Consider the following 20,626-nt stretch of genomic DNA (forward strand, 5'->3'; position numbering starts at 1 on the left):
AAATGAAACTTTGAATTGTTTTTTTTAAATAATTATGCATGCATAGTATTTTTTGTTAACAGATCCATGATTTTTATAAAATATTCGCTAAAAAAAAGGCCAACAACTAAGATTTATTAGTTTTTGGCCTTATTAAAGGTTATTTATTGTAAAAACAGCAATCGCTGTTTAAGTTTACTCTACCGTAACAGATTTGGCTAAGTTACGTGGCTGATCTACATTTTTATCAAGCATTACTGCGATATGATACGATAGGAGTTGCAGTGGAATGGTAGTTAATAATGGCGATAGATTTTCTAATGTTTCAGGAACCTCTATCACATAATCAGCAAGTTCTCTAACACTCACATCACCTTGTGTTACAACCCCAATAATCTTACCTTTTCTCGACTTAATTTCTTGAATGTTACTTACCACCTTCTCGTAATGCCCTTTTTTGGTGGCAATAACAATAACAGGCATATTTTCATCAATTAAGGCAATTGGACCATGCTTCATTTCCGCCGCAGGATAACCTTCAGCATGGATATATGAAATTTCTTTAAGTTTTAAAGCGCCTTCTAATGCTACTGGAAAATTGTACCCTCTTCCTAAATAAAGCATATTTCGGGAGTCTTTATAAGCTTCTGCAATGGCTTGAATATGTTCATCGGCCTTTAAGGCTTCCGTAACTTTTTCTGGAATCAATTCCATTTCATGCAGCTGTCTTCTATAATCAGAACTAGAGATGGTGCCGTTAGCACGTGCAAGTCGGAGGGCAATGAGGGTTAACACTGTAATTTGAGTTGTAAATGCCTTGGTAGATGCTACACCAATTTCAGGTCCAGCATGGGTGTAAGCGCCTGCATCAGTCTCTCTAGCAATAGAAGACCCTACAACATTACATACGCCAAATACAAAAGCACCTTTAGACTTTGCTAATTTTATTGCTGCTAAAGTATCAGCTGTTTCGCCTGATTGTGAGATTGCAATAACAACATCCTTTTCAGTAATCACAGGATTTCTATACCTAAATTCAGAAGCATACTCAACTTCAACAGGAATACGGGCCAGATCTTCAAAGATATATTCAGCAACCAAACCGGCATGCCATGAGGTGCCACATGCAACAATAATAATACGGTCTGCGTTTAAAAAGCGTTTCATATTATCTTCAACACCAGCCATTTTTATAATGCCATCATTTGCTAACAAACGACCTCTATACGTGTCTTTTATCGCTAGAGGTTGCTCATAGATTTCTTTCAGCATAAAATGGTCAAAACCACCTTTTTCAATCTGTTCGAGATCGAGTTGTAATTTTTGAATGTAAGGATTGACCAAAGAATCATCCGCAATTTTTCTAATCTTTATGTCCTTATCAAGTCTTAGTATGGCCATTTCTTCATCTTCTAGATAAATGGCATTATCTGTAAACTCTATAAAAGGAGAAGCATCACTAGCTATAAAAAACTCTTCCTCGCCTATACCAATGGCTAATGGACTACCTAATTTGGCGACTACAATTTCTTTAGGTCTAGTCTTATCAAAAACGGCAATAGCATAAGCACCAACAACTTGGTTTAATGCCAACTGCACTGCTTTGCCTAATTTGACTTTTTCGTTGGTCATGACATCTTCAATCAAATTGACCAATACTTCTGTATCTGTATCAGATTGAAAGGTGTAGCCTCGTTTTATCAATTCTTTTTTAAGGGATTCGTAATTTTCGATGATTCCGTTATGAATGATAATAAGGTTGCCAGAATTAGAATAATGGGGGTGAGAGTTGACATCATTAGGTACCCCATGGGTAGCCCAACGTGTGTGACCCATCCCTAGTTGTCCAGCCGTTGAAATTTCACTTTCGAGAAGTGCTTGTAAATCGGCTACCTTTCCTTTGGTTTTGCACAAATTGAGGTCTTGACCATCATATAAAGCAATTCCGGCACTATCGTAACCTCTGTACTCAAGGCGTTTAAGGCCTTTAAGAACAATAGGGTAAGCCTCCCTGTGGCCAATGTATCCAACAATTCCGCACATATATTTCTAATTATTAGGTTCCGTATAAAAAATTTCCAAATACAATTTTTTAGTCTCATCTGAGGTGTTGTTACCATAGAGTACTGTTCCCTTTGGAGAAAGAATAGCACTCACAGGAGTTGTTTTAACCGTACTGTTTTCAGATGATAAAATAGAAAGCGGAGCAGTTCCACTCTCTATATTAATGTTTGTAGACACTGCTAAGCCAAGACTTACATTAGTAGAGTCTTTTAATAAAAGATTCTTGATGTGTTCTGTAATTCTGACTTTGTATTTAATACCTTGCCCGTTAGCATCATCGTCAACACGCTGCAATTTGCCCAGATGATTAGTTCTAGAATTGTTAGGCGTTACATTATCGCCTGCGTCAAAACTGTAATCATAGAGAGAGATATTGTTTTTTGTGTCATAGATATAAATTCTATCTGGCTCCTGTCCTTGTGTAAGCGCTGGGTCAACAGAAAATACCAAGTTAGCTTCATTAATCATTCGTTTTGCTCTAACAAATTTCCCATCCGCATCAGTTTCTACATACATATTTTTAAACTCTTCAAAGGGTGTTTGGGTTCCCATATCGCTGTCTATATCAGTACCACCAAATAGATTGATAACAGCCATGGCGCCTTGCCCGCCTTTCAGATATAGCTTTTCGTCTCCAGTAGTTGGATTGCCTTCAGGAATATTTAAAGAAAAATTATTGTCAAAGAAATTGACTCTATTTCCTGTAAAGTTCAATTTGTAATTTCCTGAAACTCGATCTGTTCCCGTACCTGTAGGAGGTGAGCTATAGTATAAGGTAATGCCTGCATTGGTAGATCCAAAATTAAGCATCATCATACTTCCTTTTCCTTCTACTGGTTCAGTTTCAAAATAAATACCTCTAAAATAATTTTGAAAATTATTGGCGTTGCTTAATTCGGTGCTACCTTCCTTTAAAATGATTTTATTTTTCCAATATAAAGTGTCCATTTTTACACGTAATGCTGGAGCTGATCTTGTAAGGTCATTGTCTACTTTTTGAACAATTTCTAAATTGCTAGGTACAAATTTCCCAAGTGTTAACAATTCTTTGTTTTTCAATGCGCTTAAAGGAATCTGATTTGAAGCAGATAATGAACGGTCTGAATAATATTTCTGTGCCGTATTGAACTGGGCATTTGGATCAAAACTTCTCAGAAAGTAATTGTTTTCAAAAACCTTAATATTAATGGGTGCTGTGCCATACACAGAGTCCAATTTGTAGGTTGTCACTCCATCTGAAATGCCTGTAGAGGTGCTAAAATAGGGCACTGTTAATACCACTGAATCCAATCTGACGTTTTCGGGAAATGTAGGGTCAAAAACTGTTGGCGTTACCTGGGTAACTACATTTGCAGTAGTACTACCATAGACAAGGTCATTATAGTAGCCCAATAGATTAGAAGGGAGCCCATTGGTTTGAACAGGGTTCAGTTTTTTGGTATAGGCAGTTACCTCATATTTGGTGTTTGACATCCCAAAATTATTTTGACCTGAAATATCTGAGTCAAGAGACACGTAATCTTTATCGCATGCAATAAACAGGGTAGTTAATGCTAATAGAAGTAAAAGAGGTGTGTAGGTGAAATTTGTTTTTTTCATTACTAGATTTAAATGGATTGAAAAACGAAGTGTAAGTTTGCGTGTTATAAATTGAGGACCTTGGTATTGTAAAAGTCCGCATAAGGCTCAGCAAAATCCTCTTGAGGAAAATAGTCTAAAACTGGCTTATCTGTCGCTTTTATATAATCTTCCAACTCTTGGGGCAATTCATATGAGCCTTTAATGAGCGCATCTGAATAATCAATGGCCACCTTCATTAGATTATTATAATTTGGGGTTTCCAACACCTTAACTGCAGCATCGTCAATGTTGTCAAACTTTACTTTATTGATCATACCTTTATCTAACGTACCATCAAAGCTTTGATTGTATATGCTGGTTACAATTTTGCTATCAGAAAATAGAGGTTCGTTTTTATAATACTCTTTTAAGTAAACCGGGAGTAAAGATGCAAGCCATCCATTAACATGAATAATGTCTGGAGCCCAATTGAGTTTTTTAACGGTTTCAATCACGCCTTTAGCAAAAAATATAGCACGCTCGTCATTATCTGCAAATAATTTGCCGTCTTCGTCTGTTAAAGTGGCTTTTCTTTTAAAGTACTCTTCGTTATCAATAAAATAAACTTGAATACGTTCTTTCGGGATTGATGCTACCTTAATGATTAAAGGCATATCCAAGTCGTTAATGACTAAGTTGATTCCTGAAAGTCTAATCACCTCATGGAGTTGATGTCTACGTTCATTTATGTTTCCATACCTTGGCATGAATATTCGTATTTGTCCACCTTGCTTATTTACCATTCTTGGAGCCTCAAATGACATTGAAGAAATTTCAGTCTCAGGTAAATATGGAACAACCTCGGAAGACACGTACAATATCCTCTTATCTTTCATAAATCACGTAGTTTAAAAAAAAAGTTAAAATTTAAAACACGCAAAATTACAAAATTTTATGCAGATTGCGAGTAAAATCTTAAGTTTGCAGCCTGTTAATTTTTTGTTATACAATGATAATTTGCCATAAAAAAGAAGAGTTAAGACACGTGCTTGATGGGCTGAGGCTTGAAAAGCAAACCCTTGGTTTTGTGCCTACAATGGGTGCTTTACATGAAGGTCACCTCTCATTAATTGACAAAGGATTGCAAGAAAACACCAAAATTGTAGTGAGTATTTTTGTTAACCCAACCCAGTTTGATAATACTACTGACCTTAAAAAATATCCGAGAACTTTAGAGAATGATATTGAATTATTGCAATCGTTTTCGGAATCCATTATTGTTTATGCGCCAACCGTAGAAGATATTTACGGGGATGCCATTATTTCCGAAGTGTTTGATTTTGACGGATTGGAACATCAAATGGAAGGCAAATTTAGAAAAGGACATTTTAATGGTGTAGGTACCATTGTGAAACGTCTGTTTGAAATTGTCAAACCTGACCATGCTTATTTTGGCGAGAAAGATTTTCAACAACTTCGTATTATTCAGAAGCTTGTAGAAAAACATGATCTAAATGTCAAAGTTATTGGTTGTGATATTTATAGGGCTGATGACGGTCTGGCTATGAGTTCTAGAAACCAACGCCTCACAAAAGCCCACCGTAAAGCTGCACCTTTTATATATCAGACATTAAAAGCTGCCAAAGTTCGTTTTGGCACGGAAAATGCAAATGAAGTGGTACAATGGGTAGAAGAACAGTTTGATACACAAAACTTATTGAGCTTAGAATACTTTACAATTGCGGATGAGCTTTCTCTGAAGCCCATTGAAATTAAACAAAATACTGAATCATATAGAGCGTTTATAGCTGTATTTGCAGGAGATATCCGGCTCATAGACAACATAGCGCTTAATTAATTATCTTTGCCACATGCAAATACAAGTTGTAAAATCTAAAATACACCGTGTCAAATGTACCGGAGCCGAATTAAATTATATAGGCAGCATTACTATTGATGAAGATTTGATGGACGCCGCCAACATTATTCAAGGAGAAAAAGTTCAAATTGTCAACAATGATAACGGTGAGCGCCTTGATACTTATGTTATTCCAGGGCCGAGAAATTCTGGTGAAATTACTTTAAATGGTGCTGCTGCTCGAAAAGTTGCCGTTGGCGACACGCTTATTCTAATTACTTACGCTTTTATGGATTTAGAAGAGGCTAAAACATTCAAACCTTCCTTGGTGTTTCCAGATGAAGCTACCAATTTACTAAAATAACGGTGAGCCCTAAAACCAAGAAAGTAGTAAAATTAGCGCTCCCGCTTTTGTTGGCTGTCTTTTTTGGGTGGTACACCTTGTCAAAATTACCAATAGATCAGATTGTTCCGTATTTTAAGTCCGCTAATTACAGTTGGATAGCAATAGGAATGTTGTTAGGCCTGTTCAGCAATCTTTCAAGAGCCTACCGTTGGAAATACTTGTTGGAACCAATGGGGTACAGCGCGAATTTCCCCAACAGGGTCATGGCGGTATTTATTGCTTATTTAGCAAATTTTGGTATTCCAAGATCAGGCGAAGTATTAAGGGCTGCAGTGATGACCAATTATGAGGATGTGCCTTTTCAAAAAAGCTTCGGTACCATAATTGCTGAAAGAATGGCTGACTTTACCATTCTTCTAAGTATTGTGGGCATTGCATTTCTAATTCAATTCGATTACATTTTTCAACTTTTACAAAATGCTTTTCAACCTCAAAAATTAATCTTGATGGGGCTGATAGGTTTTGCTATTCTTATTAGTCTTCTGGTTTATCTTAGGAAGAGCCATTCGAGAATTGCGCTAAAAGTGCGTCAATTTGTAATGGGACTATTAGAAGGTATCTTAAGCATTTTTAAGATGCAATATAAGTGGGCCTTTATCTTTCATACCTTATTTATATGGATCATGTACCTCCTCATGTTTTATGTCACCACCTTGGCTGTTGATGATTTGCAAGGAGTATCTATAGGCGCGCTTTTAATAGCGTTCATTGCAGGAAGTTTTACCATTGCAGCTACAAATGGTGGCATATTTGTGTATCCATTGGCTATTGGCGCGGCGTTTGCTGTTTTTGATATCCCAGAAAACCCAAGTATAGCTTTTGGTTGGATTATTTGGGCATCACAAACTATTATGATCATTGTCCTTGGTAGTTTGTCATTCCTGTTTTTGCCCATTTTTAACGGTAAATATAAAGTTGCAAAGTAATTTCCAATTGTGTTTATAGTAAATTAGTATCGTAAATCGAATCAAATATTTCTTTAACTTGCATATATTTAAAACCCAAATTGTATGAAAAAGTTTGCACTGCTTCTATTGTTTTTAGTCAGTATATCTGTAAATGCCCAGGTCATTTACGAGCCTTTTTATTCATCCAAATTAGGTGAAACACGAGAGATAAAAATTCAATTGCCGAGAAATTATAATCCCGATGAGAAGAACAAATATCCTTTAGTCATTGTTTTGGATGGTGATTATTTATTTGAACCATTTGCGGGTAATTTAGATTATCAGGCGTATTGGGGAGAAATGCCTAAATGTGTTGTAGTGGGCATCAATCAGGTTGCAACTAGAGATAAAGACTTGTTTTATGATAAGGAAATTTTCTTTCCTGCCCATGAAGGAGCTTCGTTTTTTGAATTTATAGGCATGGAACTCATTCCATTTATAGAGAGTAAGTATAATGTTTCTAAATTCAGAATTGTAGCAGGTCACGATGTCAGTGCTAATTTTATTAACTATTACCTCTTTAAAGACAACCCTATCTTCAGGGCTTTTATTTTATTTAGTCCAGACTTGGCACCGGAGATGTCTGTTAGGGTTAAAGAGCGTTTAACGTCCATGACCACAGATACCTTTTATTATTTGGCTACAGCTGATAATGATATCAGCACCCTTAAGGATAAAATACTTACACATCATACGCAGTTAAGTGCGCTAAGCAATCCGAAAGTACATTATCGGTTTGATGATTTTACGGACGCCGACCATTATTCATTGGTGGGCTTGGGCATCCCTAAGGCACTCAATGATATTTTTGCGCTCTATAAACCCATCAGCAAACAAGAATATACCAATCAGGTATTGACTTATGAAGGTGGACCTTTTAAATATTTGGAAAAAAAGTATGATGATATTAAGTTCTTCTATGGTTTTGAAAAACGTATTGTAGAAAATGATTTGAAGGCTATTGCGGCTGCAGCGTTTAAAAAGGACGATGTGGATGCCATGAAAGAATTGTCTCGATTGGCACGTAAGGAATATCCGGAATCTATGATCAGTGCCTATTATACCGGTATGTATCATGAACTTGAAAACAATCCAAAAAAAGCATTGCAATATTACCAATCAGGACTGTTATTAAAACCATCAGATTTTATTGATAAAGACGTGCTGTTGGATAAAATCTACACAATTAAAGGCGAAAATTAAGACATTATTGCATTTCGTCGAATAAATTGTACAGATTAACTATTATTTGTATATATTTATCCTCCCTAACTAAAAACCTGCTTAGTGATGAAAAAAGCCTTACTTTTTATCTTCATCTTAATGTGCACCCTTACTATTAATGCACAAACTATTTATAAAGAGTTTCAATCTCGAAAACTCAATGCTACCAGAGATTTAAAAATAAGTCTTCCTAAGAATTATGATGCGGACTCCGATTTAAAATATCCTGTAATTCTGGTATTTGACGGTGATTATTTGTTTGAACCCGTTGTTGGGCAAGTGTCCTTTCAGACGTATTTTGATAAAATGCCAGAAGCCATAGTTGTTGGATTGGTACAAGGCAAACAGCGTTTTTATGACAGTTTTCATGATGAAGTAACAGGTTTGCCCATCGAATTTGGCGCAAAATTCTATGAATTTATTTCACTTGAATTAATGCCTTATATCGATAAAAATTATAATACCAGCAAATTTAAAGTAGCCGTTGGTCATGATCTTATGGGTAACTTCATTAATTCATTCTTGTTAAAGGATGAACCGTTATTTAAGGCTTATGTCAATTTAAGTCCAGATTTTAAAGGTCAGATGGTTGAAAATGTCAGCAACAGATTAAGATGGCTAAATGAAGATATTTTTTATTACATGGTAACAAGTGATAATGACATTACACCATTAAGAAGGGATATTACAGGTGCTAATTTAGAGTTGAAGGAGGTGAATAATAAGGCCTTGAAATATTATTTTGATGATTTTAAAGGCGATTCCCACTATACTTTGGTTACAGGAGCTCTCTCTCAAGCTTTTGACAAAATTTTTGAATTGTACAAGCCTATCAGCGATAGGGAGTATAACGAGGATATTCTAACGTATGAAGGCACCTTGGATGATTATATCAGTAAGCGTTATAAAAAGATTGAAGATTTGTTTGGAGTGCACAAGCAAATCTCGGAAGCAGAATTTGATAAAATTGTGAAAGCAGCTGAGCAACGGGAAGATCTTGAGTCATTGGAAAAAATAGGAAAATTGGCCAACAAGCAAGATCCTACCACATCATACGGAACCTATTATATGGCGTTACATGCGGAGCGCATTGGAAAGATGAAACGCGCTAAAAAATTATATGAGTCCGCTTTAAATCTCGAATCCACAGGGCATATCAATAAAGAACTGATTCTTTCTAAGGTTGAAGGTCTTACTGTTGTAGCAGATGATACCGAGAGTGAGATAGACGATTAGGAAGGTGTCAAATAGCATTTCAGATGCGTTGAGATACCACAAATAGTTTTATTTTAGCCTAAACTTTCAAGTATGGCCAAAATTAAAACAAGCTTTTTCTGTCAAAACTGTGGCAGTCAATATTCTAAATGGCAAGGTCAATGTACCGCTTGCAAAGAATGGAATACCATAGTGGAGGAGGTCATCCAGAAGGAGGAGAAATCTGATTGGAAAACCCCAACATCAGCTGTAAAACGCAGTTCAAAACCCTTACGGATAAATGAAATTGACGTTACCCAGGAGGCGCGAATGAATACTCAAGATGAAGAATTCAATCGGGTGCTTGGCGGTGGTATCGTTCCGGGATCATTGATCTTATTAGGAGGAGAACCTGGTATTGGAAAAAGCACTTTATTACTTCAAATCTCCCTTAAATTACCTTATAAAACACTCTATGTTTCTGGTGAAGAAAGCCAACAGCAAATTAGGATGCGGGCCGAGCGCATCAATCCTAATAGCGCCAATTGTTACATTCTAACCGAAACCAAAACTCAAAATATCTTTAAACAAATAGAAGCGCTTGAACCAGATATCGTGGTTATTGATTCTATCCAAACCTTACATAGTGACTATATAGAATCGTCGTCAGGAAGCATTTCTCAAATAAAGGAATGCACCACTGAACTTATTAAATTCGCCAAAGAAACAGCCACGCCGGTTATTTTAATCGGCCATATTACCAAAGACGGCACTATTGCAGGGCCAAAAATTTTGGAACATATGGTGGATACGGTGTTGCAATTTGAAGGCGATCGGAATCATGTCTTCCGCATATTGCGCGCCCATAAAAACCGATTTGGATCGACCAATGAATTGGGGATTTACGAAATGCAAGGCTCAGGACTACGTGAAGTATCGAATCCGTCAGAAATATTGATCTCCAAAAAAGACGAAGAATTGTCAGGGAATGCGGTGGCGTCAACGCTGGAGGGAATGCGTCCACTTATGATTGAAGTACAGGCCTTGGTGAGCACTGCGGTTTATGGAACGCCACAACGTTCAGCCACAGGATTCAATGCCAAACGTCTCAATATGCTGTTGGCAGTTTTGGAAAAGCGCGCCGGATTTAGATTGGGAGCAAAGGATGTGTTCTTGAATATTACAGGCGGAATTTCAGTAGACGATCCGGCTATAGATTTGGCGGTAGTGGCCTCGGTATTGTCGTCCAATGAAGATGTGGCCATTCCTAAAGATTACTGTTTTGCTGCAGAAGTTGGGCTGTCTGGAGAAATTAGACCTGTGCAGCGGGTGGAACAGCGGATTTTGGAAGCTGAAAAACTGGGGTTTTCAACGATCTTCATTTCCAAATACAATAAAATCGCTTTAAAGAATACCGTCATCAAAATTCAATTGATTTCGAAAATTGAAGATTTGGTGAGTTTTCTGGTGTAGTCTCAGGAATTAAAATTCAAATAGTAGCTATCTTTAATGTCAAAATGAATCGTTATGGACATTCAATTGGAAAAGTATAAACTTGTGGAAGGGCTCATCGGATTAAAGGATGAAGCAATTATTACCAAGATAAAGCAAGTAAAAGATGAGAATGAAGAAGCATGGTCTATTGATGTGTCAGAAGCCGAAAAAACATTTATAAAGGCTGGATTAAAAGATCTTAAGCAAGGCAAAACATATTCTCATGATCAAGTTATGGAAGAAGTAAGTAAAGCTTACGGATTATGATGTTATGGAAATTGTTTGGACAGAGTTTGCAAAAATTACTTACTTCGAGGTTTTAGAGAATCTTAAAGAACGATGGACCATCAATGAAGTGCAAGAATTTCACGGGTTAACCAACGCCATTTTGAATAACATTAAGCGGAATCAAATTGAATTCCCTACCGTGAATACTGAATTTGGAATTAAAAAAGCCGTCATTCACAAGAACGTATCATTATATTTTAAAAGAGAAGCGGATGATAATCCGTTTATTTAATTGTGTTTTTTTATAATCGCATGAATCCTAAAACCTTAAGAAAATTACTGAATACAATTTAAATCAATACATGAAAACAAATACCCTCTTAATTATTTTCGGAATCCTATTATTTAGCGCTTGCGGAACAAAACCGAGCCAATCTGCTGCTAAACTCACTCAAGAGATTAACACGTATGTGTCTGAAGTCAACTCAAATTTGAATCTGAAACAAGACGTTATTGAGGGTGCACTAACAGATATGGAAGGGTTTAAGGATATCGGAAATTTTAAATACACCGTTTATTTTGATGCGCAATCCCATACGCTCTATAAAATAAAAAATGTGGAAACAACTGCTCAGGTTATTACAGAAGTGTACTATTTTAAAGATGGAGATGTGGTTTTGATGGATGTCAATTCAGGAGGTACGACCACAAAATTTTATGTGCATAAAAATAAAGTGATTTCTGAGAACAACTCAGGAACACCAAATCAGAAATTACTCTTAGAAAAAGCCAATCGCTTTCAAAAGACATTCCAACGCGAGCATTAAATAGCTGCTATTATTGGTGTTTATAATTAGGACAGCAACGCGCTTTTTAATTGCATTTAATCAGCGTATTTCTAGACCGTCTTTTTCGGCTATTTAATTCCTCTATTTTATCAAAAATCGTTAATTTCGCACTTCGATAAGAATTAACGAAATCATGAGATTCACTGAATATAAAGGACTTGACCTGCCAAAGGTTGCTGAAGGCATCGGTAACTATTGGAAGGATAAAAGCATTTTTGATAAAAGTATCACTACTAGAGAAGGAAGCACACCATTTGTGTTTTTTGAAGGACCCCCTTCTGCAAATGGATTGCCAGGGGTGCACCATGTTTTGGCACGTGCCATTAAAGATATTTTTCCGCGTTACAAAACCATGAAAGGCTTTCAGGTGAAGCGTAAGGCAGGCTGGGATACTCATGGATTGCCAATAGAATTAGGTGTTGAAAAAGAATTGGGCATTACCAAAGAAGATATTGGAAAAACCATTTCAGTGGAAGATTATAATACAGCCTGCCGTAAGGCCGTGATGCGTTATACCGATGTGTGGAATGACCTTACAGAAAAAATGGGCTATTGGGTAGATATGGACAATCCGTACATTACCTACGAGCCAAAATATATGGAGAGTGTATGGTGGTTATTGAAGCAAATTTATGAAAAGGAACTCATTTATAAAGGCTACACCATCCAACCGTATTCTCCAAAGGCAGGTACCGGATTGAGTTCTCACGAGCTTAATCAGCCAGGGACCTATCAAGATGTGACGGACACCACTGTTGTGGCGCAGTTTAAAGCAAATGAAGCTTCACTTCCTCATTTTTTACAGAATGAAGGCACTATTTATTTTTTAGCTTGGACGACTACACCTTGGACTTTGCCAAGTAATACGGCTTTAACGGTAGGACCAAAAATCGACTATGTGTTGGTGGAAACTTACAATCAATACACCTTTGAACCTATTAATGTTGTTTTGGCAAAGCCATTGGTCAACAATCAATTTGACGGGAAGTTTAAAAGAGTTGAGACCAAAGCTGAATTGTTAGAATACACTTCTGGCGATAACCTGCCTGCCGGCAAGGCGGGAAAAATCCCATATTTTGTAGTCAAAGAATTTAAAGGAAAAGATTTAGTAGGCATCACTTATGAGCAATTATTGCCATATGCATTGCCAAATGACAATCCTGAAAATGCCTTTAGAGTAATTTCTGGAGATTTCGTAACTACTGAAGACGGTACCGGAATTGTGCATACAGCGCCTACTTTTGGTGCGGATGATGCTTTAGTCGCTAAACAAGCAAGCCCTGAAGTTCCGCCAATGTTGGTAAAGGACGAAAACGGAAACTTGGTGCCTCTTGTAGATTTGCAAGGCAGATTTAGAAAAGAAATAAAGGATGAGTTGTACGGATTTGCTGGAGAATACGTAAAATCTGAATATTTAAATGACGCCGAATTGGTTTCAGAATACGAAAAGCAGAAAGAGAGTTTAAAATCTGTTATTTCAAATCTGAAGGAATATTTGAGTGTTGATGAACGGTTAGCGCTGAAATTAAAAAATGAAAATAAAGCCTTTAAGGTTGAAAAATACAAACACAGTTACCCAAATTGTTGGCGTACTGATAAACCAATTTTATATTACCCATTAGATTCTTGGTTCATTAAAGTAACCGATGTAAAAGACCAAATGGTGGCACTGAATGACACCATCAATTGGAAACCAAAATCTACAGGCACCGGACGTTTCGGCAACTGGTTGGCTAATGCCAACGATTGGAATTTGTCGCGTTCACGTTATTGGGGAATTCCACTGCCAATTTGGAGAACTGAAGATGGTAAAGAGGAAATCTGTATTGGATCAGTTGAAGAATTGAAGGCTGAGATGCAAAAATCAGTAGAGCAAGGGCACATGTCTGCCGATATTTTTGCAGATTTTGAGGTTGGTAACAATTCAGAAGAGAACTACGCTAATATCGATTTACATAAAAATATAGTAGATAAAATCGTGTTGGTATCGCCATCAGGCAAGCCAATGAAGCGCGAAGCAGATTTAATTGATGTTTGGTTTGATTCTGGGTCTATGCCCTACGCACAGTGGCACTATCCATTTGAGAATAAGGAATTAATTGACGATCGTAAAGCTTATCCAGCTGATTTTATAGCAGAAGGTGTTGATCAGACGCGTGGATGGTTCTATACCTTGCATGCCATTTCAACCATGGTTTTTGATTCCGTGGCCTATAAAAACGTGGTGTCCAATGGGTTGGTGTTGGATAAAAACGGACAAAAAATGTCCAAGCGTTTAGGCAATGCAGTAGATCCATTTATTACCTTAGAAACTTATGGTGCTGATGCCACCCGTTGGTATATGATTGCCAATGCCAATCCTTGGGACAATCTAAAATTTGATCTTGAGGGGATTGAAGAAGTTAAACGTAAATTCTTCGGTACGTTATATAATACATATTCATTTTTTACGCTTTATACCAATTTAGATGGTTTCAACTATTCTGAACCTGAAATGCCTTTGGAGAAGCGTCCAGAAATAGACCGTTGGATTCTATCTGAATTACACACCTTAATCCAAAAAGTAGACGAATATTATGCTGACTATGAGCCAACAAAAGCGGCGCGTGTGATATCTGACTTTACGCAAGATTATTTGAGTAACTGGTATGTGCGTTTAAGCAGAAGACGTTTTTGGAAAGGCGATTATCAACAAGATAAGGTGTCCGCCTACCAAACCTTGTATACCTGTATGGTTACCATTGCAAAGTTAGGGGCACCAATTGCACCATTTTATATGGATAGGTTGTATTTAGACTTGAATGCAGTGACCAAAAAAGAAGCGTTTGAAAGTGTCCATTTAGCTAATTTTCCTGAGTATGAAGAACGTTTTGTAGACAAAGAGTTGGAACGTAAAATGGAGGCCGCACAAACCATTTCATCCTTGGTGCTGTCATTACGTGCAAAAGAGAAAATAAAAGTACGTCAGCCCCTTCAAAAAATTATGATTCCAATTTCTAGCGACACTCAGAAAAATGAAATTTTGGCGGTTGCAGATTTGATCAAATCTGAGGTCAATGTTAAGGCAATTGAGGTATTGGAAGATGCGTCAGATATTTTGGTAAAACAGATAAAACCTAACTTTAAAGTGCTCGGACCGCGGTTTGGAAAGGATATGAAGGCCGTTGCGCAAGCCATAGGTAGCTTTATAGCAAAAGATATTAATACTATTGAACAAAACGGCACTTTAGATATAGAAGTTAATGGAAAAAGTGTTACTTTGGAGCTCTCAGATGTAGAGATTACCTCACAAGATATAGAGGGCTGGCTAGTAGCAAGTTCAGGCGCTCTGACAGTTGCTTTGGACGTAACAATTACAGATGAATTGAAAAAAGAAGGTATTGCAAGAGAATTGGTTAACCGCATTCAAAATTTAAGAAAGGATTCGGGTTATGAGCTTACTGATAGGATTGTGGTGCACTTTCAAAAGGATGAACATATTATTAACGCAATAAACAAGAATTTAGAATACATAAAGACTGAGACCTTAACTGAAAAGTTGGACATTGTAGACAACTTGGAAAATGGTATAGAAGTTGCTTTTGATGATGTAAATACCAAATTGTTTATTCAAAAATTTTAGAACTATGGCTGATGATACCAACGTTAGATATTCTGACAAAGACTTGGCAGAATTTAAAGAGTTAATACAAGAAAAAATTCAAAAAGCGATTCATGATTTAGACCTTATTAAAAGTGCTTACATGAACGACTTAAATAATGGGACTGATGATACGTCTCCTACATTTAAGGCTTTTGAAGAAGGCAGTGAAACCATGAGTAAGGAAGCAAATTCACAATTGGCAATCCGTCAAGAGAAATTTATTCGAGACCTTAAAAACGCCCTAATACGTATAGAAAATAAAACCTATGGCGTGTGCAGAGTTACCGGTAAATTGATTGGGAAAGAGCGGTTAAAATTGGTGCCTCATGCTACTTTGAGTATTGAAGCTAAAAACATGCAGCAATAACTATCTTCTATTTATTGGGATTAATTTATTGAAGTTCATCTTTTGATGGATGCTGCGACTCATAAATTAAAGACGTCTTGCTTCTCGCAGGACGTTTTTGTTTTGTTAAGTTTTATAGGTTTATGTGTATTAAGTTCTATTTTTGCCCAAATTCAATCTTAAAGAATGTCCCTTAAAAAAGCTACGCTATTAATTATTGTCATTTTATTGATTGATCAGGTCAGTAAATTTTATATTAAAACTCAATTTGCTTTGCACCATAGAATTGAGGTATTTGAATGGTTTCAAATTTTGTTTGTTGAAAATGATGGTATGGCTTGGGGCACCAAACTCAGCGATATTTTCACTGGCATTTCAGATCGAACAGCGAAATTAGCCTTGACTATTTTCCGTATAGTTGCCGTTATAGGTATAGGCTATTGGTTGGTCAATTCAGTTCGAAAAAAGGGCCCTAATATTCTCATTATTGCTATAGCCTTGATTTTTGCTGGTGCATTAGGCAATATTATAGATTCGGTGTTTTATGGGGTGATTTTTGACGATAGTTACAGTCAGGTGGCTACGTTTTTACCTGAGGTTGGATATGATAGCATTTTTCATGGCAAGGTAGTAGATATGCTGCATTTTCCAATCTGGCAGGGGGTTTTACCAACTTGGATACCCTTTGTGGGAGGCGATTATTTTACATTTTTTGAACCCGTATTTAATGTGGCAGATATGGCTATTAGTACAGGAATTGGGATGTTGATTGTCTTTAATAAGAGCGCATTCCATCATGAGGAAATAGCAACGGGAGAGAAGGATGAGGGTAGTGAAAACACCATTTAATTGGTCGCCTTTAATTTAGGCAGATCTTCTAAAAATTTGTTCCAATTGACTAGCTCGGATTGGTTTTACCAAATAATCCTCAATGTTAGATAGAGATTTAGCCCGGTTTATATCGGCGGGAATTATCGAGGAACTCACGATGTAAAGGGTGATGAGTTTATTAAATTTATGTTCTATTTGAGTAAAATTCTCTATAAACTCCCAACCATCCATTATCGGCATATTGAGGTCAATGAAGATAATGTCTGGCACCTTAGCAGCACTTAAATCTTTTAAACTCTCTTCAAAATACTCAATGCTCTCTTTGCCATTTTTAAAAATTAATAAATTGTCGCACAACTTGCGTGTTTCAATTACTTTTTTGATGAGTTTTACGTAAATACCATCAATATCAATAATGCAGGCAAGGGGGGGATGTAGTTATCATACTTTTATTGTGAAGGTCGTGCCTTGTTGAATTTCACTTTCTACAAAAATCTCACCGTTTAAAGCTTCGATTTGATTTTTAGTAATAAATAATCCAATACCTTCTGAATCATCATTCTGATGGAATGTTTTATACATCTCAAATAACTTGTGGCCATGTTTTTTGAGATCAATACCCATTCCGTTATCACTTACTTCAAGAAAAGGCCTGTCATCTTTCATATACGTATGAATGGCAATGATAGGGGACCTGTCTTCCTGACCGTATTTTATGGCATTGGTAATAAAATTCAGTAAAATGCTATCTAAATATGCCGGAATATAATGAGTCCGGAAGACCAGCTTAAAGAGTCGCCGTTTATTTCCCAATATCCCACGTCAAAATTTTGGATGAGTCCACGAATGAGTTGTTCCTGATACATACTAAGTTGGTTGGTTGGTTAATTCAAATATAGGAATTTTTTGCAATTAATCGGATAAAACTGCGTTTAATCGATATTTTATTTAAAAATATAGGATTTTTGAGGTGTTACGCAGTAATCTAGAGCCACATCATTTTCAAATACGTCATCTATTTTGTCTTCAGGATCAAAAAGGGAAAGTCCTATTTTAATGGTTTCTGGCCTACATTCAGAGAGAAACGTGTCATAAAACCCCTTTCCGTAACCAACACGGTGACCTTGTTGGTCAAACGCCAATAAGGGCACAAATACCACGTCAATGTTTTGCGAGTCAATTACAATACCATCTACAGGTTCTGGAATGTTCCATGCATTTTTTTTTATCACCGTATTATCTAATAGAAGATAGTTGGTCATTTTAAAAGTTTTAAAATCACTTTTTGAAATGATAATATTCTTATCCTTACCTGAGAGAATATTTAAGATATATTCCGTGTTTATTTCTTTATGTTCAGCAATGCTTAAAAAAACATGATAGTAGGAGGCATTCCAAATTGGCAACTTTAACAATTGATTTGCAATCTCTAAACTCCCATTGTCAATCGCTTCTATTGAAAGCGCTTGTCGTTTAAGTTTGTAGAGAGTTCTTAAAGCTGCTTTGTTCATAGCTGTACTTATTTGCTTACCGTTTTGGTGACATGAAACAGTGCATCGCCTTGATAAACCAACGAAGCTTCGTTGACATTTATAACATAGCCTTCAATACTCGATTTGACTTCGTGGTAAACCTTGCCGTAAGGGTCTGTAATCTGTCCCAACACATCATCAATTGCTACTTTTGCATTAACTGCAACGGCCGTTTTGAACATGCCAGATTGTTTTGCCCGTATCCATTTGCTCTCTTCAATAAAGATGGTAGGAGATTTTGGTGGAGATGCTTTAATGCGATGGTGTAACATGTCATAATGCGCCAAAATACGTTTCACACCTTCTACACCAACCTTAGAAATATTATTATCTACAAAGAATGATTTGCCTCCTTCATACAATAAAATGGGTTTGCCCATTTGAAAACAGGCATTTCTGAAGGATTTTGTAATATGCTTAGAGTACAATACAAAAGGGGCTCCAAAAATACGTGCCAATTCATCCAGCTCAGGATGGTTTTTGGCAATCCTAATTTGGGCTGCATTAAATCGGCTAGCGCCACCGGTATGGAAATCGATAATCAAATCTACATCAGGTATTATCTCATGCATCAGCCTGTGCGCTACACGGCTTGCCAAGGATCCATTGGAACTTCCTGGAAATACCCTATTCAGGTCCCGACCGTCCGGAAAGGCGCGGCTGCTATTTAAAAACCCAAAAATATTTAAAATGGGCATACAAATAATGGTGCCACGTTTGGGTCTATTTATCCGTCTTGCAATTAATTGTCGCACGATATCAACCCCATTAATTTCATCGCCATGAATGCCGGCCGAAAATAAAATGGTAGGTCCAGGGGTTTTGGAACGTTCAATAATAATTGGGATTTCAATTTTTGTGGCAGTATGCAGCTTTGCAATGTTGAAATTGATTTCTCTAGATTCGCCCAGAGCTATGTTTTCTCCTAAAATTGTTATCGTATGATTATGGTCTTCCGGCATAATTGAATTTAAACATTACGTTCTATATATCTGATGATGCTTTTGGCGATATCCTTTTTAGTGGCCGCCTCAATACCTTCTAATCCAGGTGAGGAATTGACTTCCAAAATTAATGGGCCACGAGACGATTGTAACATGTCTACACCACAAACACCCAATCCGAGTGCTTTGGCAGCCTTTAAAGCAGCATTTTCTTCATCATCAGTAAGTTGAATAATTTCAGCACTTCCACCACGGTGTAAATTAGACCTGAATTCACCTTCTTTACCTTGACGCTTCATTGCGCCCACTATATTTCCGTCAACAATAAAAGCCCTGATATCTGCACCTTTAGCTTCTTTAATAAACTCTTGAATAATAACCCTTGCTTGCAACCCGTGAAAGGCTTCAATAACTGATTCTGCGGCATTATTGGTTTCTGCCAATACGACGCCCAAACCTTGCGTCCCTTCTAAAAGCTTAATGACCAAAGGGGCTCCACCTACTGAAGCAATCACCTCTGAGGCATCTTTAGTGTAATTTGAAAACACGGTTTTTGGCATGCCCAAGCCGGCACGAGAAAGCACTTGTAAACTTCTCAGTTTGTCACGAGATCTTACTAAAGCTTGCGACTCCACCACTGAAAATACCTTCATCATCTCAAACTGACGCACCACTGCCGTACCGTAAAACGTGACAGAAGAACCAATACGCGGAATAATGGCATCTACATTTTCTAATACACGCCCTTTATATAAAATGGCGGGATTCTTCTTTTCAATAATAATGTCACATTTTAAAGGATCTATAACTTCGCAGGTGTGTTTGCGTTGTCTTGCGGCTTCCACAAGACGTTGCGTGGAGTATAAATGAGGGTTTCTGGATAATACGATGATGTTCATTGAGCTTGATGGCTTTAATTTTTAGTGTATAAGTGTAAATGATATATAAAAGAGGGTAAAAAAACGCTTTATTTCTTTTTGTTGCTATAAGATACATTTTTTTGCGTGACATCAACAATAAATTTGTTGGTCAAAAATTTGCGTCCAATTAACACGGGGTACTTCATGTCTTCCCTAGTGCTTAAAGTTAGCGAGATGAGATATTTCTTGTCAAAGATCACCATGGTAGTCTTTACTTTATAGCGTTTTTGAACAATGCCATTACTGCTCTTAACTTTAGCAAAAGTATACTCCTTAAATCTAAATTCTTTTCCATTGTAGTGTGGATGGCCTTCATCATAAAACAAACAAATCAGTTCATTAGTGTCAGCATCAACTAAAACCTTGTGGCAATGCATGGATGAGGTGTACGCACCGGTATCTATTTTGATATCAATATCAAAAAGATCTAGGGTAGGAAAATCGGCTTTATCGATTCTGCCAATAACTTTTTTGGGCATGTTTGTACAGTATTGGCCCGCAAGGTACTAAAAAATCATTCTTTTATAATATTTTCTGAATGCAGCGCTTTTATTTTTATATGTTTCATAAATAGTTAGGTGATTCAACTGTGAAAAGCGACAAAAAAC

The 20,626-nt window shown here is 36.9% G+C and carries 21 protein-coding genes; 12 read left to right on the forward strand and 9 right to left on the reverse strand.

Features of this window, described 5'->3' with window-relative positions; translation table 11 throughout:
* Nucleotides 1–174 precede the first annotated feature (174 nt).
* From glmS to BXY82_RS05490, 3 genes are read right to left on the reverse strand one after another with little or no spacing between them, the layout of a single operon-like run.
* A complete protein-coding gene (gene glmS, locus BXY82_RS05480; RefSeq protein WP_133757152.1) occupies nt 175–2,022 on the reverse strand; it encodes a glutamine--fructose-6-phosphate transaminase (isomerizing) in 1,848 nt (615 codons plus the stop codon).
* A 6-nt stretch (nt 2,023–2,028) separates the two neighbouring features.
* A complete protein-coding gene (locus BXY82_RS05485) occupies nt 2,029–3,642 on the reverse strand; it encodes a DUF4270 domain-containing protein (RefSeq protein WP_133757153.1) in 1,614 nt (537 codons plus the stop codon).
* A 44-nt stretch (nt 3,643–3,686) separates the two neighbouring features.
* Entirely contained in the window at nt 3,687–4,499 is an 813-nt protein-coding gene (locus BXY82_RS05490; RefSeq protein ID WP_133757154.1) for a glycogen/starch synthase, read from the reverse strand.
* 113 nt (nt 4,500–4,612) lie between these two features.
* On the opposite strand from BXY82_RS05490, the gene panC reads away from it, so the two are divergent.
* From panC to BXY82_RS05550, 12 genes are all read left to right on the forward strand, one after another.
* Nucleotides 4,613–5,461: a pantoate--beta-alanine ligase gene (gene panC / locus BXY82_RS05495; RefSeq protein WP_133757155.1), complete on the forward strand. Its 849-nt coding sequence runs from the start codon at nt 4,613–4,615 to the stop codon at nt 5,459–5,461.
* Nucleotides 5,462–5,474: 13 nt separating this feature from the next.
* The gene (panD, locus tag BXY82_RS05500) at nt 5,475–5,825 is read left to right on the forward strand and encodes an aspartate 1-decarboxylase (protein WP_133757156.1); all 351 of its coding nucleotides are present in this window, start codon (nt 5,475–5,477) and stop codon (nt 5,823–5,825) included.
* Between the two features lie 2 nt (nt 5,826–5,827).
* On the forward strand, nt 5,828–6,793 hold the full coding sequence (locus BXY82_RS05505) for a lysylphosphatidylglycerol synthase transmembrane domain-containing protein (RefSeq protein WP_133757157.1): 966 nt from the start codon (nt 5,828–5,830) through the stop codon (nt 6,791–6,793).
* Nucleotides 6,794–6,877: 84 nt separating this feature from the next.
* On the forward strand, nt 6,878–8,017 hold the full coding sequence (locus tag BXY82_RS05510; RefSeq protein WP_133757158.1) for an alpha/beta hydrolase: 1,140 nt from the start codon (nt 6,878–6,880) through the stop codon (nt 8,015–8,017).
* Between the two features lie 87 nt (nt 8,018–8,104).
* Entirely contained in the window at nt 8,105–9,274 is a 1,170-nt protein-coding gene (locus tag BXY82_RS05515; RefSeq protein ID WP_133757159.1) for an alpha/beta hydrolase, read from the forward strand.
* A 72-nt stretch (nt 9,275–9,346) separates the two neighbouring features.
* On the forward strand, nt 9,347–10,705 hold the full coding sequence (gene radA, locus BXY82_RS05520) for a DNA repair protein RadA (RefSeq protein WP_133757160.1): 1,359 nt from the start codon (nt 9,347–9,349) through the stop codon (nt 10,703–10,705).
* A gap of 54 nt (nt 10,706–10,759) precedes the next feature.
* Entirely contained in the window at nt 10,760–10,993 is a 234-nt protein-coding gene (locus tag BXY82_RS05525) for a hypothetical protein (RefSeq protein ID WP_133757161.1), read from the forward strand.
* 4 nt (nt 10,994–10,997) lie between these two features.
* Nucleotides 10,998–11,246 carry a hypothetical protein gene (locus BXY82_RS05530; RefSeq protein WP_133757162.1) on the forward strand — a complete coding sequence of 83 codons (249 nt, stop codon included), beginning with the start codon at nt 10,998–11,000 and terminating at the stop codon, nt 11,244–11,246.
* Nucleotides 11,247–11,316: 70 nt separating this feature from the next.
* Entirely contained in the window at nt 11,317–11,781 is a 465-nt protein-coding gene (locus BXY82_RS05535) for a hypothetical protein (RefSeq protein ID WP_133757163.1), read from the forward strand.
* A 154-nt stretch (nt 11,782–11,935) separates the two neighbouring features.
* Nucleotides 11,936–15,424 carry an isoleucine--tRNA ligase gene (gene ileS, locus BXY82_RS05540; protein WP_133757164.1) on the forward strand — a complete coding sequence of 1,163 codons (3,489 nt, stop codon included), beginning with the start codon at nt 11,936–11,938 and terminating at the stop codon, nt 15,422–15,424.
* 4 nt (nt 15,425–15,428) lie between these two features.
* Complete coding sequence (locus BXY82_RS05545) at nt 15,429–15,812, forward strand: TraR/DksA family transcriptional regulator (protein WP_133757165.1); 384 nt, start codon at nt 15,429–15,431, stop codon at nt 15,810–15,812.
* 165 nt (nt 15,813–15,977) lie between these two features.
* Nucleotides 15,978–16,640, forward strand: a complete 663-nt coding sequence (locus BXY82_RS05550; RefSeq protein WP_133757166.1) for a lipoprotein signal peptidase — start codon at nt 15,978–15,980, stop codon at nt 16,638–16,640.
* A 15-nt stretch (nt 16,641–16,655) separates the two neighbouring features.
* Here the strand turns inward: BXY82_RS05550 and BXY82_RS05555 are convergent, their stop codons facing one another.
* The 6 genes from BXY82_RS05555 to BXY82_RS05580 form a co-directional block, all read right to left on the reverse strand.
* On the reverse strand, nt 16,656–17,039 hold the full coding sequence (locus BXY82_RS05555; RefSeq protein WP_133757167.1) for a response regulator: 384 nt from the start codon (nt 17,037–17,039) through the stop codon (nt 16,656–16,658).
* 24 nt (nt 17,040–17,063) lie between these two features.
* Nucleotides 17,064–17,435 carry an ATP-binding protein gene (locus tag BXY82_RS05560; RefSeq protein WP_243835699.1) on the reverse strand — a complete coding sequence of 124 codons (372 nt, stop codon included), beginning with the start codon at nt 17,433–17,435 and terminating at the stop codon, nt 17,064–17,066.
* A 131-nt stretch (nt 17,436–17,566) separates the two neighbouring features.
* The gene (locus BXY82_RS05565; protein WP_133757169.1) at nt 17,567–18,133 is read right to left on the reverse strand and encodes a 5-formyltetrahydrofolate cyclo-ligase; all 567 of its coding nucleotides are present in this window, start codon (nt 18,131–18,133) and stop codon (nt 17,567–17,569) included.
* A gap of 8 nt (nt 18,134–18,141) precedes the next feature.
* The gene (locus tag BXY82_RS05570) at nt 18,142–19,116 is read right to left on the reverse strand and encodes a succinylglutamate desuccinylase/aspartoacylase family protein (RefSeq protein ID WP_133757170.1); all 975 of its coding nucleotides are present in this window, start codon (nt 19,114–19,116) and stop codon (nt 18,142–18,144) included.
* Nucleotides 19,117–19,124: 8 nt separating this feature from the next.
* Nucleotides 19,125–19,997, reverse strand: a complete 873-nt coding sequence (rimK, locus tag BXY82_RS05575) for a 30S ribosomal protein S6--L-glutamate ligase (protein ID WP_133757171.1) — start codon at nt 19,995–19,997, stop codon at nt 19,125–19,127.
* A 68-nt stretch (nt 19,998–20,065) separates the two neighbouring features.
* Nucleotides 20,066–20,497 (reverse strand): ATP-dependent zinc protease family protein, encoded by a 432-nt coding sequence (locus tag BXY82_RS05580; protein WP_133757172.1) that lies wholly within the window; start codon nt 20,495–20,497, stop codon nt 20,066–20,068.
* Between the last annotated feature and the right edge of the window lie 129 nt (nt 20,498–20,626).

The organism is Gelidibacter sediminis, from assembly GCF_004364975.1.
GTDB classification, from domain to species: Bacteria; Bacteroidota; Bacteroidia; order Flavobacteriales; family Flavobacteriaceae; genus Gelidibacter; species Gelidibacter sediminis.

Excerpts from the sequence above, each read along its gene's own strand:
- glmS (WP_133757152.1), bottom strand. The coding sequence starts at position 2,022 with ATGTGCGGAATTGTTGGATACATTGGCCACAGGGAGGCTTACCCTATT.
- BXY82_RS05485 (WP_133757153.1), bottom strand. The coding sequence starts at position 3,642 with ATGAAAAAAACAAATTTCACCTACACACCTCTTTTACTTCTATTAGCA.
- BXY82_RS05490 (WP_133757154.1), bottom strand. The coding sequence starts at position 4,499 with ATGAAAGATAAGAGGATATTGTACGTGTCTTCCGAGGTTGTTCCATAT.
- panC (WP_133757155.1), top strand. The coding sequence starts at position 4,613 with ATGATAATTTGCCATAAAAAAGAAGAGTTAAGACACGTGCTTGATGGG.
- panD (WP_133757156.1), top strand. The coding sequence starts at position 5,475 with ATGCAAATACAAGTTGTAAAATCTAAAATACACCGTGTCAAATGTACC.
- BXY82_RS05510 (WP_133757158.1), top strand. The coding sequence starts at position 6,878 with ATGAAAAAGTTTGCACTGCTTCTATTGTTTTTAGTCAGTATATCTGTA.
- BXY82_RS05515 (WP_133757159.1), top strand. The coding sequence starts at position 8,105 with ATGAAAAAAGCCTTACTTTTTATCTTCATCTTAATGTGCACCCTTACT.
- radA (WP_133757160.1), top strand. The coding sequence starts at position 9,347 with ATGGCCAAAATTAAAACAAGCTTTTTCTGTCAAAACTGTGGCAGTCAA.
- BXY82_RS05525 (WP_133757161.1), top strand. The coding sequence starts at position 10,760 with ATGGACATTCAATTGGAAAAGTATAAACTTGTGGAAGGGCTCATCGGA.
- BXY82_RS05530 (WP_133757162.1), top strand. The coding sequence starts at position 10,998 with ATGGAAATTGTTTGGACAGAGTTTGCAAAAATTACTTACTTCGAGGTT.
- BXY82_RS05535 (WP_133757163.1), top strand. The coding sequence starts at position 11,317 with ATGAAAACAAATACCCTCTTAATTATTTTCGGAATCCTATTATTTAGC.
- ileS (WP_133757164.1), top strand. The coding sequence starts at position 11,936 with ATGAGATTCACTGAATATAAAGGACTTGACCTGCCAAAGGTTGCTGAA.
- BXY82_RS05545 (WP_133757165.1), top strand. The coding sequence starts at position 15,429 with ATGGCTGATGATACCAACGTTAGATATTCTGACAAAGACTTGGCAGAA.
- BXY82_RS05550 (WP_133757166.1), top strand. The coding sequence starts at position 15,978 with ATGTCCCTTAAAAAAGCTACGCTATTAATTATTGTCATTTTATTGATT.
- BXY82_RS05565 (WP_133757169.1), bottom strand. The coding sequence starts at position 18,133 with ATGAACAAAGCAGCTTTAAGAACTCTCTACAAACTTAAACGACAAGCG.
- BXY82_RS05570 (WP_133757170.1), bottom strand. The coding sequence starts at position 19,116 with ATGCCGGAAGACCATAATCATACGATAACAATTTTAGGAGAAAACATA.
- rimK (WP_133757171.1), bottom strand. The coding sequence starts at position 19,997 with ATGAACATCATCGTATTATCCAGAAACCCTCATTTATACTCCACGCAA.
- BXY82_RS05580 (WP_133757172.1), bottom strand. The coding sequence starts at position 20,497 with ATGCCCAAAAAAGTTATTGGCAGAATCGATAAAGCCGATTTTCCTACC.